At 46.5% G+C, this 16,713-nt stretch carries 18 protein-coding genes and 2 pseudogenes; 8 read left to right on the top strand and 12 right to left on the bottom strand.

Going from position 1 to position 16,713, the window contains the following annotated elements:
• Positions 1-68: 68 nt before the first annotated feature.
• Entirely contained in the window at positions 69-800 is a 732-nt protein-coding gene (locus E6W40_RS08155; protein ID WP_342774685.1) for a helix-turn-helix transcriptional regulator, read from the bottom strand.
• A 148-nt stretch (positions 801-948) separates the two neighbouring features.
• Between E6W40_RS08155 and E6W40_RS08150 the strand changes: the two genes are divergently transcribed.
• A complete protein-coding gene (locus E6W40_RS08150; protein WP_246072917.1) occupies positions 949-2,334 on the top strand; it encodes an MFS transporter in 1,386 nt (461 codons plus the stop codon).
• A 119-nt stretch (positions 2,335-2,453) separates the two neighbouring features.
• Here the strand turns inward: E6W40_RS08150 and E6W40_RS08145 are convergent, their stop codons facing one another.
• Positions 2,454-3,215: an SDR family NAD(P)-dependent oxidoreductase gene (locus E6W40_RS08145; RefSeq protein WP_136605025.1), complete on the bottom strand. Its 762-nt coding sequence runs from the start codon at positions 3,213-3,215 to the stop codon at positions 2,454-2,456.
• A 225-nt stretch (positions 3,216-3,440) separates the two neighbouring features.
• On the opposite strand from E6W40_RS08145, the gene E6W40_RS08140 reads away from it, so the two are divergent.
• Positions 3,441-4,508, top strand: coding sequence for a DUF4037 domain-containing protein (locus E6W40_RS08140; RefSeq protein WP_136605024.1), 1,068 nt, complete (start codon positions 3,441-3,443; stop codon positions 4,506-4,508).
• A 73-nt stretch (positions 4,509-4,581) separates the two neighbouring features.
• Here the strand turns inward: E6W40_RS08140 and E6W40_RS08135 are convergent.
• Positions 4,582-5,643, bottom strand: a pseudogene (locus E6W40_RS08135) (suppressor of fused domain protein).
• Between the two features lie 474 nt (positions 5,644-6,117).
• On the opposite strand from E6W40_RS08135, the gene E6W40_RS08130 reads away from it, so the two are divergent.
• The 3 genes from E6W40_RS08130 (at position 6,118) to E6W40_RS08120 (ending at position 7,625) form a co-directional block, all read left to right on the top strand.
• On the top strand, positions 6,118-6,456 hold the full coding sequence (locus E6W40_RS08130; protein WP_425464915.1) for a PadR family transcriptional regulator: 339 nt from the start codon (positions 6,118-6,120) through the stop codon (positions 6,454-6,456).
• Positions 6,457-6,461: 5 nt separating this feature from the next.
• Complete coding sequence (locus E6W40_RS08125) at positions 6,462-7,013, top strand: DUF2812 domain-containing protein (RefSeq protein WP_136605023.1); 552 nt, start codon at positions 6,462-6,464, stop codon at positions 7,011-7,013.
• Positions 7,014-7,097: 84 nt separating this feature from the next.
• Positions 7,098-7,625: a GNAT family N-acetyltransferase gene (locus E6W40_RS08120; protein ID WP_425464914.1), complete on the top strand. Its 528-nt coding sequence runs from the start codon at positions 7,098-7,100 to the stop codon at positions 7,623-7,625.
• 90 nt (positions 7,626-7,715) lie between these two features.
• On the opposite strand, the gene E6W40_RS08115 is transcribed toward E6W40_RS08120, so the two are convergent.
• From E6W40_RS08115 to E6W40_RS29950, 4 genes and pseudogenes are all read right to left on the bottom strand, one after another.
• Entirely contained in the window at positions 7,716-8,540 is an 825-nt protein-coding gene (locus E6W40_RS08115) for a phosphoenolpyruvate hydrolase family protein (RefSeq protein WP_136605022.1), read from the bottom strand.
• A gap of 25 nt (positions 8,541-8,565) precedes the next feature.
• The gene (locus E6W40_RS08110; RefSeq protein ID WP_136605021.1) at positions 8,566-9,798 is read right to left on the bottom strand and encodes a Tm-1-like ATP-binding domain-containing protein; all 1,233 of its coding nucleotides are present in this window, start codon (positions 9,796-9,798) and stop codon (positions 8,566-8,568) included.
• A 126-nt stretch (positions 9,799-9,924) separates the two neighbouring features.
• The gene (locus tag E6W40_RS29955) at positions 9,925-10,209 is read right to left on the bottom strand and encodes a helix-turn-helix transcriptional regulator (protein WP_246073060.1); all 285 of its coding nucleotides are present in this window, start codon (positions 10,207-10,209) and stop codon (positions 9,925-9,927) included.
• A gap of 168 nt (positions 10,210-10,377) precedes the next feature.
• Positions 10,378-11,057, bottom strand: a pseudogene (locus E6W40_RS29950) (phosphoenolpyruvate hydrolase family protein); the annotation flags it as partial.
• Between the two features lie 180 nt (positions 11,058-11,237).
• Here E6W40_RS29950 and E6W40_RS08100 point away from each other — a divergent pair.
• Entirely contained in the window at positions 11,238-11,894 is a 657-nt protein-coding gene (locus E6W40_RS08100; protein ID WP_136605020.1) for a DUF2306 domain-containing protein, read from the top strand.
• A 62-nt stretch (positions 11,895-11,956) separates the two neighbouring features.
• Here the strand turns inward: E6W40_RS08100 and dapA are convergent, their stop codons facing one another.
• Complete coding sequence (gene dapA / locus E6W40_RS08095; RefSeq protein ID WP_136605019.1) at positions 11,957-12,850, bottom strand: 4-hydroxy-tetrahydrodipicolinate synthase; 894 nt, start codon at positions 12,848-12,850, stop codon at positions 11,957-11,959.
• 110 nt (positions 12,851-12,960) lie between these two features.
• Between dapA and E6W40_RS08090 the strand changes: the two genes are divergently transcribed.
• Positions 12,961-13,851 carry a LysR family transcriptional regulator gene (locus E6W40_RS08090; RefSeq protein ID WP_136605018.1) on the top strand — a complete coding sequence of 297 codons (891 nt, stop codon included), beginning with the start codon at positions 12,961-12,963 and terminating at the stop codon, positions 13,849-13,851.
• Between the two features lie 76 nt (positions 13,852-13,927).
• On the opposite strand, the gene E6W40_RS08085 is transcribed toward E6W40_RS08090, so the two are convergent.
• A complete protein-coding gene (locus E6W40_RS08085) occupies positions 13,928-14,140 on the bottom strand; it encodes a hypothetical protein (RefSeq protein ID WP_136605017.1) in 213 nt (70 codons plus the stop codon).
• A 177-nt stretch (positions 14,141-14,317) separates the two neighbouring features.
• Between E6W40_RS08085 and E6W40_RS08080 the strand changes: the two genes are divergently transcribed.
• Positions 14,318-14,713, top strand: coding sequence for a VOC family protein (locus E6W40_RS08080; RefSeq protein WP_136605016.1), 396 nt, complete (start codon positions 14,318-14,320; stop codon positions 14,711-14,713).
• Positions 14,714-14,803: 90 nt separating this feature from the next.
• Here the strand turns inward: E6W40_RS08080 and E6W40_RS08075 are convergent, their stop codons facing one another.
• The 3 genes from E6W40_RS08075 to E6W40_RS08065 form a co-directional block, all read right to left on the bottom strand.
• Positions 14,804-15,595: a hypothetical protein gene (locus tag E6W40_RS08075; RefSeq protein ID WP_136605015.1), complete on the bottom strand. Its 792-nt coding sequence runs from the start codon at positions 15,593-15,595 to the stop codon at positions 14,804-14,806.
• A gap of 176 nt (positions 15,596-15,771) precedes the next feature.
• Positions 15,772-15,861 carry a hypothetical protein gene (locus E6W40_RS30445; RefSeq protein ID WP_211146983.1) on the bottom strand — a complete coding sequence of 30 codons (90 nt, stop codon included), beginning with the start codon at positions 15,859-15,861 and terminating at the stop codon, positions 15,772-15,774.
• Between the two features lie 26 nt (positions 15,862-15,887).
• The gene (locus E6W40_RS08065) at positions 15,888-16,655 is read right to left on the bottom strand and encodes an SDR family NAD(P)-dependent oxidoreductase (protein WP_136605014.1); all 768 of its coding nucleotides are present in this window, start codon (positions 16,653-16,655) and stop codon (positions 15,888-15,890) included.
• Positions 16,656-16,713 lie beyond the last annotated feature (58 nt).

The raw sequence follows: 16,713 nt of genomic DNA, 5'->3' as shown, positions 1-16,713 counted from the left end.
CATCATTTAATGGTAGATTAATCGTAACGGTAAGATGGGGAGCATCCGATACAAAAAACGAAATCTGATCAAATTCGAGTAAGCCGGCTGTCGGGTGATGATTGATTTTCTTTCCTTTCAGGACCATTTAGAACATCATGCTTTGGCCACCATGCCCTAAATTCCGGGCTTGCTTGATTCAGTTCCTCAATGATCTCCATCCACCAGGGATCACCAGCGAATTTTCCGTAACTGGTGCGAAATTGAGCCAAACGGTGCCGGGCATGAGTTTCCCAATTCTCCTTAAGTAATTGCCGTACATACGGCGAAGTGAACGTCCGCCATACCGTATTTCGTTCACGTGTCGACATTGCCTCGTAATTCCCGTAAATCAGGTTTGCAGCCCTGTTCCATGCCACAATATTCAGTCGCTGATCGGTAACATAGGCCGGGCTTGATCCCTGCAGGTCAAGGAACCTCTGAAAGGTCGGACTAATATTGTTTTCTGCTGGCGTCAGATCAGCCGGCAGCTGCTGCAGTGCCAGCATAAATAAATGATTCCGTTCGTTGGAATCGAGCTGGAGAGCCCGTGCAATGCTGTCTAGAACTGGCGTGGATACCTGAATGTTTCGCGCTTGCTCCAGCCATGTGTACCAGTCCACACTGACACCTGAGAGCTGCGCTACTTCCCCTCGTCTGAGTCCCGGCGTGCGCCGCCGACCTCCATGAGGCAGACCCGCTTGCTCGGGTGAAATACGGGCGCGGCGCGTCTTCAAAAACTGTGCCAGTTCAACAAGCCTCGTTGGGTTTGATGATTCCATAACTCGCTTTGCCCCCTTGCATGTCTCCTATCCTAGGAGAAATTCTCCTAGGATAAACCCTCATCTTATTCTAGTATACGATCCATTATACAATTTCCATGAGAAGAAACGGCAAATACATAAACATTGCCATGGAAGGGGACTTACTTTGGAAAAGGCAATTCAAACACAACCCAACAGAACCGGCAAGTCTGCCAAAGCACTGTTGCTTTTCGGACTTTCGCTCGGATACTTTATGGTACTCCTGGATATGACGGTGGTGAGCGTCGCGCTTCCGGCGATTCGGGTCGATTTGGGCGGAGGGATATCCGGTCTTCAATGGGTGGTCAACGCCTACACGATCGTGTTTGCCGGTTTACTGTTATCTATGGGCGCGTTTGCTGACAAGCTTGGAGCCAAACATGTCTATTTGGGCGGTCTAGCCCTATTTCTCGTCGCATCTGCCCTGTCGGCAGCCGTTTCGACACTAGGCGCGCTTATCGGCTTACGTGCAATACTCGGCATAGGGGCAGCAGCACTTACGCCAGCCTCGCTCACTCTGATAGCCCATGCTTACCCGGTACCCGCTGAACGTGCTAGGGCGCTTGGCATTTGGGCAGCGGTTACGGGGGTAGCGATGGCGGCAGGACCTGTTATCGGAGGACTACTTGCGGACTCGTTCGGCTGGCGCAGCATCTTCCTTCTCAACGTACCACTTGCAGCCATTAGCTTGATCATGACTTTCCTGTTCGTGAGGGAAACGGATCTTAAGCCGCAGCGTAGCTTTGACTTGGGGGGGCAAATCACGGCTATTATGGCCATAACTGCATTGTCCTTTGGACTTATGGAGAGGGAAACGTACGGATGGGATTCGTTGGTTATTATTGCGGCATTTAGTCTGGCTCTATTGAGCGCCCTCCTTTTTTTGATTGTGGAAGCAAAAGGCAAGTCACCATTGCTTCCGCTGCGACTATTTAAGAATGCGACAGTATCGGCCGGAATGCTGGCAGGAATGGCGATTAACATCGGCCTGTCGGGAATTCTGTTTGTACTGCCTTTATTTCTTCAACAAATACGCGGATTATCGGCCCACATCGCCGGACTCGCGCTCCTACCCATGATGATTCCACTGGCCTTCAATCCCATTCTGACTGGTCGCATTGTGGGCAGAATCGGAGCGCGGATGCCGATGACTGTCGGCTTTAGCCTTGGGGCAGCGGGTACGCTGCTGCAAGTGTGGACGGGAGTGAACACGAGCTATGCGATTATGCTGGTTGGATTGCTGCTGATCGGTTTCGGAGTATCCTTTACGATTCCCTCGTTGATGACGGCTGTGATCTCTTCTGTCCCTAAGGAACAGACCGGTGCAATATCAGGCGCTCTTAATTCAAGCCGTCAGCTTGGCGCGACGCTGGGAGTCGCCATCCTTGGCACGCTTCTGAGTGGCAGCAAAACGTTTATTGCAGGAATGCATGTATCGTTTATCGTAACATCTGTTATTCTGTTCGGTGGCAGTTTACTGTCGCTCGTATTTATCGGCAGAAAACAATCATAGCAATAAATGAAGTCTTCTCATGGGCTTCATGTTCCTGAAAATAAAGAAAGCAGCGCAAGCTTTGCTTACGCTGCTCTGTGCTTTGATGACATGCGGCTCATTCATACCATTCCAAGCCGCTACTGAGCCGTCCAACCCCCATCTACCAGCAGCAGAGTACCTGTAACGAGATCGGATGCCGGGGAGGCCAAATAAATCACGGCTCCTGCCACGTCTTCAATCGTACCGATCCTGCCTGCAGGAATTCGGGCTAACACCTCGTCTCTGAATTCAGGCGTATCCAATCGTTCGGCTGTACCCGGCGTATAGATGAATGTTGGGCCAACGGCATTAATGCAGACACCACGGCTGGACCATTCCAAAGCGAGCACCTTCGTTAATTGATTCACCCCGCCTTTCGAAGCGCAATAGGCAACCCCGTCGGTGATCCCCACGATGCTAACCTGCGAACTGACATTAATGATCTTGCCGCTGCCCTGTTCCAGCATTATGCGCCCGGCGGCCTGGCAGCAGAAAAATACTCCTTTCAAATTGACGTCCATCATTTCATCCCAATATTCTTCCGTCACATCTTCTGCCGGCATCCCCTCGCCCAAGCCAGCATTGTTTACAACAATATCTAGCCTTCCGAAATCCTCGGCAACCTGACCGAATACGTTTCCGATCTGTTTCACATCCCTGACATCCAGCTCGTAGGCCTTTGCTTGGCCCCCCGCTTCAGTAATCTCTTCTACAAGTTGGTCAAGTGAGTCTCTGCTTCGGGCCATTACGGCAACGATCGCCCCGGCTGCTGCCAGAGATTTGGCCAAGCCATAGCCGATGCCTTTGCTTGCGCCTGTTACAATTGCTATTTTATTCTGGATACTGAAACTGGGCTGCATTCAAATACCTCCACTCATTTGTTCGTTCTCAACTCGTGCTTATTTTCATTAAAACATGGCTTCATAATAGAGACAATCATTTCCGGCATGCTTCAGTAAGCACTATAAACGATTTCCCAGACTGCCTATTGAACCTCAGCTATGTTGCAATCCATATCCGCATTGCATAATATTGGTAGATAGAACGTTTTCATGCGAGTACGAGATAGATTGGAGGAACAAAGAATGTCATTTATTCATGGGATAGAATTATGCCGCAGGTTTCATGCCGAAGTTGTTGAACCTTTGTTGACCGATTCCTTTCCTTCTCTGATGTATTCGGCGGCTTTATTGGGGCCTGGTAGTGAAGTTCTGGGCTATGATACGGAAATGTCAACGGATCATGATTGGGGACCACGGGTATATCTTTTTCTTAATGAAGAAGATATTGGATATTCAGAACAGATAGAAGCATCTTTGCGTGAGCGAGCACCTGCACAGTTTTATGGCATTCCGGTTGATGTAAAAATGAGCGTGATTTCTACGATACCCATGTTCATCGAAAGCTGCCTGGGTCTTCATATACATGAACCAATGGAAGCAGAGGATTGGCTGACGTTTCCTTCTCAGTCGCTTCTCGAGATCACCAGAGGAGCCGTCTTTAGGGATGATACAGGTCAACTTACCGCGTTACGCAAACAATTCAATTATTATCCACACTCGATTTGGTTGTACCTGATGGCATCCAATTGGCAGCGAATCAGTCAAGAAGAACATCTGATGCTTCGTTCGGGTTATGCAGGTGATGAGTTAGGCTCAGCGGTTATTGCTTCACGTATTGTCCGCGATATCATGAATAATTGCTTTTTATTGGAACGTCAGTATGCCCCTTATCCCAAATGGTTTGGTACTGCATTTAATCGTTTGGAATGCTCTGATCAATTAATGCCTTGTCTTTGGACTGCTCAAACGGCGGGTACATGGAGAGAACGTGAGAACGCATTGAATAGTGCTTATACGCACTTATCGAGCATGCATAATAGGCTCGGGATCACTGAAATGATTCCTGATAACGTTTCAACCTTCTACGATCGTCCCTTCAAAGTAATGCATGGCGAAGGAATTGCTAAAGTCATTTTGAAACATATTTCGGATAATAACATACGCCAGTTAGCTGAAAAACGCTTAATCGGTAACATCGATCAGATTACAGACAATACGGATTTCAGAAAGTTAAGTCATTTGGCTGGCGCTGAAGGAAAATATGCAAAAGATGCATTGAAAAGACTATTCAAGCCTTTCAATAGAGCATAATCTATCCGTTATGTTAACAATGTTGGTATAACATTGCGGTAAGCTTATCCTGTGAGCAAATATAGTATGACGGTCAACCGATGGTCTTTACCACGTTTCCTTCATTATCCTTAATGTTGGTTTTCACAATTTGAATGGCGATGCCTTGTAAAGAAGAAACCTCAAAAATGATTTCCCTAGGCAGTAAGCTCCGGCTAAACTCAGCCGCAGTCAATGCATCCAGCGTAATCCGGACCTCATTTTCTTGCATTGCATAGCCAGCCTTCTCCCCTGGTTCAAAAACAAGCCGGATTTCAGGGCCCACCAAGCTCAGGCTTTTCCCTTTCAAAATTCGTCCGCGGAGCAGCTTTCCAATGATTCCCGCTTGCTTCGCACCTAACTTGAGCATATCAGGAGACTTGCTTAGCCAACTTTTCTTCCCCGGAGCCCAAGCCAGCTGATCCACATATAAAAAGCCAGTATTCGAGCCTTCTTCTTCCATTCCCCGCTCAATCGATTCCGAGATGGAAGAAATTTAAAGAAGTGAGTCTCGCGTTAAATCGGTTATGTAAGAAGGCATATAACTTAAACCTGCGGAAAGCACTCCAAGCGTATTCCAGGTTTGCATCGCCTCAAGTTCATCACCCGTGATGCCAACCATCTGCAAGAACTCCACCCGTCCATTTGATGTATGAATTGCAGGTAGCTCAGGATCATGCACAAAGGCCAGCGCGGAGAGGCGTGTATCGGCATTCAGGCATATCGGACCGTTTGCATCCAAGTAATCACCTGATCTAAAAATATTTCCGCTATTAAAAACATATCTGCCCATATTTTGAAGCAGGTTTAGCGCCCATGCAGGCGGTTCCTCCTCTTCTTCCTTCCGGGCGAGTCTGAACGTCAATTCAAATCCATATCCACTGTCCTCGGTATGATCCGATTCCTTTTCATACAGCTCCGTGAATCCATAGGTTACGAAATGCCAGTGAGGAGCTGGTGTATCACTCTTATACGCACTGATTCCATCCAACGGATCCTGACCCCCAAGTGCATATGAAATGAGCGTTCCATAATGCTTTGGCTCCTGAACCCCGTAAATCTTCGATAATTCCTGATCAATGGCATCCCAACCGGATGTGTTTAGTTCTTCACTCATTTTAACGTTGCCTCCAATGTTTACTTATATATTCGTATCGTATTTGATATACACTCTTTTCGATTTAAATAAACTTAGGAAACAGCTATTTCATTGGGCTCTGCCGGTTTATGACTAGTATATGGATCATTTTTATGAAACGCATGGGACCATCGATGCATCCGTCATCAGCCGCCTATTACAAATCCCCAGAGTCGGAGAACGTGTCGGCCTGGGACAGTATCCAACCAACCCGACATAATTTATATCTATGGGACCAGCAGTTTAATCAATATCGACAAGACCATTCCGGCATATGATGCCCCCTGCAATGGTTATGTTTTTTTGCATGGCATTCCTTCATTGGCATGATTTCCACCCTCTCCTCCATGTGGAAAAAAAACACAGATATATATTGACAAACGATATATCGTATATTAATATATCGTCATACGATATATTAAACCATCATATCAAAAGAATGGAGGGGAACGGTTGGATAAACGGAAAGAGATGCTTCCATTAACCGAAGCCTTCTATTATATCCTGATTGCATTGTATAAAGAGCCTTCACATGGATATGGGATTATGCAAGATACCGAGAAATTAAGTCATGGCAGAGTCAAAATTGGAGCCGGCACATTGTATACCGCTCTTAACACATTACTGAATAAAGGATTAATCGACCATTTTCCCATTCCCGAAGGAACGGATAGTCGGCGCAAGATGTATGAAATTACGGAAGACGGAAAAATCGTTGTTGCAGCAGAAATTGAACGTCTTGAGGAGCTACTGAAGGCTGGGCAGCAAGTACGGATTGACGAAAAGGAGTGAGGTCAATGGTAGAGCGCTTGGAGAAAAGATACCGTATAACGATGAGCTGGAATTATGAGAAAGAGGAACAATGGATCAATGAACTATCCGAGCAAGGACTGCATCTGAAAAAGGCCGGAGCTTTAAAAAGCTTTTTCACATGTGACCCGACGACTCGATTCACGTATCGCTTGGATTATCAGCCTGGCCTTAAGAAAAATCGTACGATGCAGGATTATCTCGATTTGTATCAGGATGCGGGTTGGGAGTATGTAGTCTCCTACGGAGGTACTTGGCACTATTTCCGTAAGGAATTTATGCCGGGAGAACCCCCACGGTTGTATACGGATCGAGAGTCTCTCATCGCGCAATATAAGAAAATCCAACGTGTGATGGGCGGCGTGTTTATCGCAAATATAGTGATTTTTTCAGCCAATATGACCAATCTGCTGTCACGGTTTAGTGACAGGTTATGGGGAATTATTGTTCCTGTCATGGCGATTTATTTCATTCTCTTTGTATTGCTTGGATTTGGTTATGTGAAGACGGGCAATAAAATCAAAAAGCTTGTAAAATGATATCTTTTACATGACAACCTCCATTTTTCGGTATATAATACAGAACATACGTTCTGTTCATTTTATCAAGCAGGAGGGTTTACTTTGCGAATTCAGAAAAACGATTTTCGGGTGCTTATCAATCCATGGGATGAGACTAATCTTAATTTGTTGTACCGTTTGAATACGCCGCAAATGCTCGAGCATCTTGGCGGTCCGGAAACAGAGGAACAAGTCATTGAAAGGCACAAGCGGTACATCGGTATCGCAGAAACAGGTACAGGTTGCATGTTCAGCATCATATTGGCCCCTCATGACGAACCCGTCGGCAACGTTGGTTACTGGGAGAGCGTCTGGCAAGAGGAGACAATCTATGAAATCGGTTGGGGCATCCTTCCCCCATTCCAGAATCAGGGTATAGCTACTGCCGCGACAACGGCGGCCATTGCCAGCGCTCGCGAACAGAAAAAGCACCGATATATACATGCCTTCCCTTCGGTCGACAATCCTGCTTCTAATGGAATTTGCCGTAAATTGGGCTTCACTCTGATCTCCGAATGTGATTTCGAATATCCGAAAGGAAGCTTCATGAGATGCAATAATTGGCGCCTGGACCTAAAAAGCCACAGCTGATCCCATGCCCGAAAGTAACTCCTCCTACTCTCGGTGCCGGGTAACAGCTATGGCTTTCATCTCTTTTAACGCTTTATGATAGGCTATACCTTACTTCAATATGTTCTTAAATGCTTCCGTTTGCTGCTTGATACCAACCTCGGTGGCAAAACGCTCAATGCTGGATGCTCCGAAGAAGCCCTCCACTCCCTTGGTTTTCGACAGTACATACTCTGCATCCCCGGGCTCTGCAATCGGACCTCCATGACACAAGATCATGATATCCGGATTAACCGCTTTGCCTGCATCACAAATCGCCTGGATTTTTTCGACGCAATCATCAAGAGTGAGCGCCGTTTTGGCACCAATGGTCCCTTTTGTCGTCAATCCCATATGAGCGACCAGAACATCGGCCCCGGCTTCAGCCATCTTTTTCGCTTGTTCAACATCAAATACGTATGGCGTTGTCAGCAAATCCAGCTCATGTGCTTTCCGGATCATATCCACTTCCAGACCGTAACCCATTCCTGTCTCTTCAAGATTCGCACGGAATACCCCGTCGATCAGACCCACTGTGGGAAAGTTTTGCACGCCTGCAAATCCCTGCTCTTTAAGCTGTTTCAAGAAAATATCCATGATGCGGAATGGATCTGTGCCACATACGCCAGCCAGTACGGGTGTATCCTTCACCACAGGAAGCACCTCATTGCCCATATCAACGACGATTTGGTTGGCATCCCCGTAAGCCATCAGTCCTGCGAGTGAGCCGCGTCCAGCCATCCGGTAACGTCCCGAGTTGTATATAATGATCAGATCGACTCCGCCTGCTTCGGCACTTTTCGCTGAAATCCCGGTTCCTGCACCTGCTCCCAAAAGTACATGTCCTGCGGCAACCTCTGCTTTTAATTCTGCCAATATCTCTGTTCTTGTTTTCATTGTATGATTTCCTCCTCCAGTGTATTTAGTTCATGGTGTTCTGCGGTTGGTTTTGTCGTATCATCTCAACCAGTTTCTTGGCGGCGGCGACCGCAAAAGCCTGATCGTTGATATCTGTATCTACTTCGATCAGTTCAACGGCTTGACGGTCAATGTTCTGTTTTAATGTGTTAAATAGTACTTCGTCCTCCTCGATGCCACGGAAGGGCTCCCCTTCAACATCGAGCATCGACACGCCTTTCAGAGGAAGAATCAGCACGGTTGGGCCCTGCGCTTGATTTAATTTCTCAGCAATGATCTCCCCCAGCTGACGGTTCTCCTCCACCGTAGTCCGCATTAGCGTTACCGATGGATTATGCTTGTACAGATTGCGATCCTTGAACACTTCAGGTACGGAATCGTACGGTCCGAAGTTCACCATATCCAGCGCCCCTGTCGATACGACCTGCGGCACTTTGCAGCGTCCTGCTGCCTCAAGCCGATTCGGACCCGCAGCTAAAACGCCCCCAACCAGCTCATCGCACCATTCGGTTGTCGTGAGATCCAGTACGCCGTCAATGAACCCGCCTTCAATGAGGCTTTCCATCGTTTGACCGCCGGTACCCGTCGCATGGAATACAAGCACTTCATATCCTTGCTCCTCCAGAAATTCTCTTGCGTAAGTAACACATGGCGTAGTGACGCCAAACATGGTGGCTGCAATCAGCGGTTTTTTATCCCGGGGAGGCTCGGATTCAAACTGGACCATACCGGCCATAGCATGAACGGCATTGGTAAAGATTTTGGTTGAAAATGAATTCAATCCTGCCACGTCCACAATGGATGGAAACATGATAATGTCGCTTGTTCCCACATATGGGGCCGTATTCCCGGAAGCAACCGTAGAGACCATCAATTTGGGCACACCAATCGGCAATGCCCTCATGCCGGCAGTGACGATCGATGTTCCTCCGGTACCGCCAAAAGATAGAATGCCGTCGAACTTCCCTTCAGCATATAGCTGGGGAACGATTCTCTCCATTCCTTTTGCCAACGCCTCCGTCCCGGCAGCCCGGTCCTTTCTGGCAGCAATTTCAACAATATCAAGGCCAGCAGCCTCTCCGACTTCTGTGTTGGATACATCCGGTGTAAACATGGGCTCGAATACTCCACTATGGATCGTGAATGTATTTAGGCCCAGACTCTCAATGACGGATTTCACATATAAAAATTCAGCACCTTTTGAATCAAATGTTCCCGCTATAGCTATCGTTTTCACCGTATAACCTCCTTCATGAACTGCAATCAGGAACCGCCCCCAGCCCTACCCGGACCTTGACGTTAACCTCTACACCCCCATAATACAGCGCTTTCATAATAAAGTAATCGTATCCTTGTATGATCTTTATGTATATTTGTCTTCGATTTGCTTGCGGAAGTTTTGCGGGGTTAACCCTGTGTATTTTTTGAAGGTTTTGCTGAAGTGAACATAATCGGGATAACCTACCAGCTCCGCGATCCGAGTTAAGGAAAGCTTGGTATGCTTCATTACGTCCTGTGCCTTATGAATGCGGTATTTCGCGATGTATTCCGGAAAAGTGCAGCCCACTTCTTTGTTGAATAGAGCGCTTAAGTGCGTCCGTGATACATGGATCTGGTCCGCAAGATCGGTCAGTGAAATGTTGTTCATATAATTCTGAGCAATATGCTCTTTAACAAAAAAGACATAATCATAGGGCTCCTCGGAGCGGCTGAGCTTGTCCATCAACTGCTGATCCTGCTCCAGCTGGCCAGTAATTTTGAAGCGGTACGTCGCTTCCACGATCGCCTCTTCCGTTGGTATCCGTTCAAAACTCGAACCACCGACATATCCCATCGCTGAGGTATTGTCGTACATATACTGCACATCAATCGGCGTATGCACTGGACCACCATACACAAGCTTGATCGGATTCCGTTCCGATGCATCGCATACAGCAAAAATTTGTCTGGCGATCTCCGCCCCTTTTTCCAGCGACAGAACTTTCTTCGTACCCATTAATCCGCCTGCGCCAAGGTAAACATATCCCGTTTATGGGCCAGCCTCACAGCTTCTACCTCCTGAAGGTAAGACATCCCCTCTTCCTCCAGTGCTTCACGGAACTTGCCATCAATGAGTCCAAGCGTCGGATAATTAATAATCCCGGCAAAGCCGCTGTTTTGAATTATATTCAAGTAAGACGGCAGGTCGATTAACGGATCCGTTCCGCAAAGGCCAAAGACCACAGGGTTATCCCTGACCACGGACAAAATTTCCCGCGAGCCAAAATCCATCACCATCTCATTACTGTTTGCAAACGGCATAAAGCCGGCGATAGAGCCCAGCCCCATCTGTCTGAACCGGCCCGAGTTTAATGCCAAAATCAGATCCGCTCCGCCTTTTACGGCATATTTGGCCGAGAATCCCGCTCCCACAGCGACTCCGATAATATGTTCCTCTGCTTTTATCTGTGTATGTAAATGTTCCAATATCCGTTCTCTTTGTGTTGCCAAATTCATAATCCCCTTCGTTTAATGACTCCGCTGTTCTTAACTTACCCTGCGGTTCTCCTTCTATTATAAAGGATCGTCGACAGGTAATGTACTGGTGGCAATCTGCCGCTACCCTAACTAAAGCATACATGCCTGCAGCTTCTAAATTTGTGACGAATACACCCACATTCATGATAAAATAACTGCATGTCAAATACCAAACGATTCTATACGCTGATGCTAGCCGTCATCTTCCTATTTATCCTTTACATTGCCTATGTCCAAATCATATATGATCCGCAGTCAGCCGGTTTTTTAGGCTTCAAAACCAATCTGCTGCACCCGTTAAACACGACCATTTGGTTGGCGATGATGAAGGTACATGTAGTATTTGCCTGTATTACGCTGATATCGGGAGCCGTGAATTTCGCCAGCACGATCCGCAGGAAGCACCGGAAATTACATAAGCTGAATGGTTACATATACGTTGCCGCCGTCATGATTGTGGGACTTACATCGGGTTATATGGCTCCATACGCGACAGGAGGAAGATCAGTTAGTATCGCGTTTAATGTATTAACCATGATATGGCCCGCCTTTACCGTCATCTCGCTTATCCAGATCAGAAAAAAACAGATCCACAGCCACCGGAAATGGATGGTACGGAGCTATGCTTGCTGCTTCACCAATTTGACCGTACATCTACTTACATTTCTCATACGCAATGCTTCAGGATGGTCTTATCCGGCCAGCTATCGAATGAGTGTTTACATTTCCATTCCGCTCCTTTTGATTCTGGCTGAAATTGCGAATCGGACTGCCTGGAAGAAGCCAGAAGGCATGAATCGACCAGAGTCAACGTAAGACACAGATCACGCTCGTCATGAAAATAGCGCAAAAAGGCCGCCGTGAGGCGGCTCTTACTCCTAACTCTGTATAAAACTTGGTAATAGCTGTTCCAGTTCAACCTCAAGCTCAATAGAGATCGAAGTCATTGGCAGGCGGAGCTGATCGGAAGCAATCAAACCCTGTCTTGCAAGTATCCATTTTAAAGGAGCGGGATTGGATTCCTGAAAAAGCTTACGAATCAGTGGAGTCACCCGGTCAAAGGAATGTTGGGCTGCAATCACATCTCCACTTCGAAAAAGATGATACACGTCGATAAATGCTTGAGTATTTACATTCGCTGAAGCTAGCATCCCTCCGCTGGCACCCTGACTCAGCTTGGCATGAAATTGAAGATCATCTCCACACAGGACCGGACCCGATCCAGAACGCGCCAGCTCTGAAACGAGCTCCAATCGATCAGAACTGTCTTTGATCCCGATAACTCCATTCATATCCAAAATTCTTCTTGCGGTATCCATACTTAAGCTTACTCCAGTGCGGGATGGAATTTCGTAGGCAATGACAGGAACTCCAACTTGCGCGATTCTGCGAAAATGCTCTATGATCCCCTGCTGCGACGGTTTGCTGTAATACGGAACCACGACTAATACCGCATCCGCTCCGATTTCTGCTGCCATTTCAGTCCGCTGTACGGAAGAGGCCGTATCATTAGTCCCTGTGCCGACAACCACGGGTACACCGAGCTTCTTATTTTTCAAGAACTCTTGAGTAGATTTCGTAAGCTGCATAACCTCTTCCCATTGTACCGTCGGCGCTTCCCCAGTCGTCCCGTTAATGACCAATCCTTGAATATCATGCGACAAAAGATTACTGACATAGTTCCGATACGAAGCCAAATCCAGCTCCCCATCGAGAGAAAAAGGTGTAATGAGAGGTACAAAAATACCCTGCATATCCTGTCTTTCCATCATTTGGATTACCTCCTCGATATTGTATTAATTTTAATTTATCATAGGAATTGTCATCAGCGTTATCTATAATAGTTGATAGGTATTATCAATATTATTGATGGAGTGAGAATATGGATTTAACTTATCTTCTGACCTTTCGTGAGGTCGCACTTCGCCAAAGCTTTACACGTGCAGCTGAAGAACTCGGCTATGCCCAGTCCAGTGTGACAACACAAATTCAGAAGCTGGAGAAAGCATATCAAGTACAGCTTTTTGAACGCTTCGGCAAAAGCATGCGGCTTACTTCCGCAGGAGAAGTGCTTCTCCGAATCACAGTGCAAATGCTTGACCTATATCAGGAATCGAAGGAAAAGCTCAGCAAACAAGGAGGCGGTACCCTTTCCATCGGTACCATCGATTCGATTGCTTCCTACTTTCTTCCCCCGTTTATCCAAGATATCCGCAAGCGATATCCTGATCTCCATGTTCGTCTTCAGCCCGACCGCGAGGACTATATTCTAATGAAGGTTAAAGAAGGTGAGCTGGATATCGGAGTAATCCTGGAAAATAAACCAGCAGACTCGGCTCTCACCTGGCTTACATTGCGGGAAGAACCTCTCGTTCTAATCACCAAGCCGGAACATCCGCTCACACGAATGGATGAAGTAAGACTGGAGCACCTGATTGATGTGGAATGGATTATGCCGGAGGAAAGCTGCAATTACCGGATCATGCTGGAGAAGCTTTTAAAACGAAATCGTATTTCTTATGGGATCGGACTTGAGCTCGGCAATCCCGAGGCCATTAAAAGATGTGTTATGTCAGGTTCCGCAATCTCCATCCTGCCGCAAATGGCTGCCATTGATGAAATTAGAAGAGGAGAACTCGCAATGCTCCCTTTTGTCCATCCGGATTTCCATTTGAATTTGCAGTTGGTGATGCATCCGCGAAAATGGATTTCTTATGCATTAAGAGATTTTATGGAGTTGATAAGTGAGCGGCAGCGCATATTGCCAAACTAACGGTAGGCTACATAACTTTACGAATCGATATTAAAAAGAGAGCCCTAATTGGGCTCCCATGTCTTCCATCGTTTTTTTATTTCTTAAGTTCATAGAATTGGCATTCCCTGCGTGAATGATATGTCATATCGCTGACATCCTTTTGGGTAATGATTGTCGTATCCGTGAACCGGATAACGTAGGTTAATGAATCAATCAAATGATCATCGCGGAAGACGCGAATGGGAAGCTTCTTGTGCTCAGCCTCTTGAAAATCAGCATCGGTCAGAAGCTCTTGAATCGTTGCCATATGTTAGAGTTCTCCTTTTTAATTCTGTTGTTTTACTCATGTGTTTATGGAATCGAATAAAGTATGCCTGGTAGTCATTTTAACCCAACTTGGAGATGGATTCAAAGAGAGTTTAATTTTAATTAAAAATGCGGTAAGGTTATGACTGTATCTCTACCTATAAAGGAGCTGAACTGCATGTTGAATTCCAAAATTACACCCTTTTTAATGTTTGAGGGACAAGCTGAAGAGGCGATGAATTACTATACGTCTATTTTTGAACCATCCGAAATCACCCGCATTTCACGTTACGGGGCAAACGAAGTAGGCGATGAAGGCTCGGTTCAGCAAGCTACCTTTTGTCTCAAAGGACAAACCTTCATGTGCATTGACAGTAACATAAAACATGAATTTTCATTCACACCCGCCATCTCCTTATTTGTCACCTGTGATTCAGACGAGGAAATCAGCGAAGCCTTTGATAAATTGTCCGCAGGCGGTTCGGTTCTGATGCCGCTGGCTGCTTATCCTTTCGCTAACAAGTTTGGATGGGTGCAAGATAAGTACGGCATCTCTTGGCAGTTAAGCTTTTAAATCCAATAAATAAAAAGACTCGTGGTTTCTTATTCAAGAGCTGTCAGTCTTTTTTATTTATTATCTAAATCGCTGCATCAAGACGAATAATCAGGACGGAAGCTTCGCTTCCGCTGTCCTCAGCGTTTGTGTGATTTGTCTCTCCCATTCAAATATCTTCAACTGAGATGCATGAACTTGTGTCAACACTCCGACCATCAGCCTCATCCCCTCGGCAGCTGCTATGGCATCCCCCTGCTTCACGGCTGCTTTGTAGCGTTTATCCGCAGCCGTCTTTGTTTTGTTCACATCTGTAACTTTCAGGTTCTCCGAAGTGATATGCTTCTTCAAGGTCTGTACCTGTGTCAAGGTATCCTTAACAACTTTAGCTTTCACTGACGCTTGCTTCCTCGCGGTTGCTAACGCATCCTTTCTCGTCTTCACTTCCTGACGTGCAGCAATGGCTGCTGACTTGATATGGTTCCTTTTCAAATCATATAAGAGGGCAGCCTTTTGATCCTTGTGTTTCCTGGCTTCTGAAGCTTTCTTACCGAGCTCCGTATATTCCTTAAGCAGCGGCGCAAATTTCTTTTCAATCTGATCCGCATCGACCTTTAACTTGTCGATTTTGGCTTTATCAATCGACTGGACTTTAGTATTGATATCTTTAAGCTTGTCATTATTTTGCTTTCGTAACGCCTGTATTTGCTGCTTTTCCACTTTGTTGGACGCATCCAGGGAAATATAACTGTCATGCAGTTTCTCAATACAGGTTAAAGCACTGTCCCATCCCGTATCTGAGGCTTTTGCCCCCATCGGCCGAGCCGTGAACAGTGTAATACACAAAATAAGAATGCTAACGGTGATTCCGATTCTGCTATATTTGCTACTTCGTTTGATCAATGAAATCATCTCCAATATTAAAAGTTTACACGCAATGGCAGCGCAAAAAAGCACCTCACAAGAAAGGCCTATCGGCCCATCCTGCGAGGTGCTTCTCCCGCTCATCCCTACGATTTGCTAATAATATATCTCTGATCTACAGCAATGTCAACACTTTTAGGGAACGTTAGTTCCTATCAGGATCGTTTGAAGATCAAGAATCCGTCATCCACCAGTACAGTTTGGCCATTAATAGCGGAAGCTTCCGGTGAGAACAGGAAAGTCACTACATCGGCGATTTGCTCCTGTTTAATTACTGTCCCATCATCCCGCCGTCTACCGTGTACAACGATCCTGTGACAAACGAAGCTTCATCGGACAGCAGGAAATTCATCACAGCCGCCACCTCTGCGGGTTCACCATACCGGCCAAGTGGAGTTGCTGCTTCATTCGCTGCTTTATAGTCATCAGGTACGCCAGAGTTCTGTTCGATTTGGCGCATCATCCGTGTATTAATGGTACCCGGTAGTACAGCGTTCACGCGAATACCTTGGGGTGCCAGTTCATTCGCAGCCACGCGGGTCAACCCGATTACTGCATGCTTGGACATGATATACGGGGACATTCCCGGTCCGCCCATCAGACCTGCAAGAGAAGATGTATTCAGAATAGCTCCGGATTTCTGTTTTTTCATAACCGGAATAACATAATGCAGACCAAGAAATACACCGCGGACATTGACGTTATAGACCATATCGAGGGCCTTAACACTCTGTTCTTCCAAAAGACCTGTCGGACCTTCGATCCCTGCGTTATTAGCAAAATAGTCAATGGTACCAAACTTCTCTATCGCTTTGTTTACGTAATTTTGTACATCCTCTTCCTTGGATACATCAGCTGCGACTGCCAGAGAATTGGATTGATTCAATCCCAGTTCTTCAATGACCTGCTCCACGGCTTCCACTTTCAAATCCACCAGGACCAGATTCAGTTTACGTTCTGCGAGCCGGCGGGCAAGCTCTTTGCCGATACCGCCTGCGGCGCCGGTGATGACTGCTGTTTTCACTTGTGATTCGCTCATTATATATTCGCTTCCTTTTTAAGTTTTTGTTTACTTCAACAACGTGGAAGCGGAATCA

Origin of the sequence: Paenibacillus dokdonensis, assembly GCF_004916975.1 — a bacterium.
In the GTDB taxonomy this organism is placed as follows: domain Bacteria; phylum Bacillota; class Bacilli; order Paenibacillales; family Paenibacillaceae; genus Paenibacillus_AQ; species Paenibacillus_AQ dokdonensis.
This window is presented reverse-complemented; position numbering and strand designations above follow the sequence as displayed.

What these genes read in the sequence shown, in the direction of transcription:
- E6W40_RS08065 (WP_136605014.1), bottom strand. Translation starts at nt 16,655, where the DNA reads ATGAGCGAATCACAAGTGAAAACAGCAGTCATCACCGGCGCCGCAGGC.
- E6W40_RS08145 (WP_136605025.1), bottom strand. Translation starts at nt 3,215, where the DNA reads ATGCAGCCCAGTTTCAGTATCCAGAATAAAATAGCAATTGTAACAGGC.
- E6W40_RS08140 (WP_136605024.1), top strand. Translation starts at nt 3,441, where the DNA reads ATGTCATTTATTCATGGGATAGAATTATGCCGCAGGTTTCATGCCGAA.
- E6W40_RS08115 (WP_136605022.1), bottom strand. Translation starts at nt 8,540, where the DNA reads ATGAAAACAAGAACAGAGATATTGGCAGAATTAAAAGCAGAGGTTGCC.
- E6W40_RS08085 (WP_136605017.1), bottom strand. Translation starts at nt 14,140, where the DNA reads ATGGCAACGATTCAAGAGCTTCTGACCGATGCTGATTTTCAAGAGGCT.
- E6W40_RS08090 (WP_136605018.1), top strand. Translation starts at nt 12,961, where the DNA reads ATGGATTTAACTTATCTTCTGACCTTTCGTGAGGTCGCACTTCGCCAA.
- E6W40_RS08080 (WP_136605016.1), top strand. Translation starts at nt 14,318, where the DNA reads ATGTTGAATTCCAAAATTACACCCTTTTTAATGTTTGAGGGACAAGCT.
- E6W40_RS29955 (WP_246073060.1), bottom strand. Translation starts at nt 10,209, where the DNA reads ATGAACAACATTTCACTGACCGATCTTGCGGACCAGATCCATGTATCA.
- E6W40_RS08100 (WP_136605020.1), top strand. Translation starts at nt 11,238, where the DNA reads ATGTCAAATACCAAACGATTCTATACGCTGATGCTAGCCGTCATCTTC.
- dapA (WP_136605019.1), bottom strand. Translation starts at nt 12,850, where the DNA reads ATGATGGAAAGACAGGATATGCAGGGTATTTTTGTACCTCTCATTACA.
- E6W40_RS08155 (WP_342774685.1), bottom strand. Translation starts at nt 800, where the DNA reads ATGGAATCATCAAACCCAACGAGGCTTGTTGAACTGGCACAGTTTTTG.
- E6W40_RS08125 (WP_136605023.1), top strand. Translation starts at nt 6,462, where the DNA reads ATGGTAGAGCGCTTGGAGAAAAGATACCGTATAACGATGAGCTGGAAT.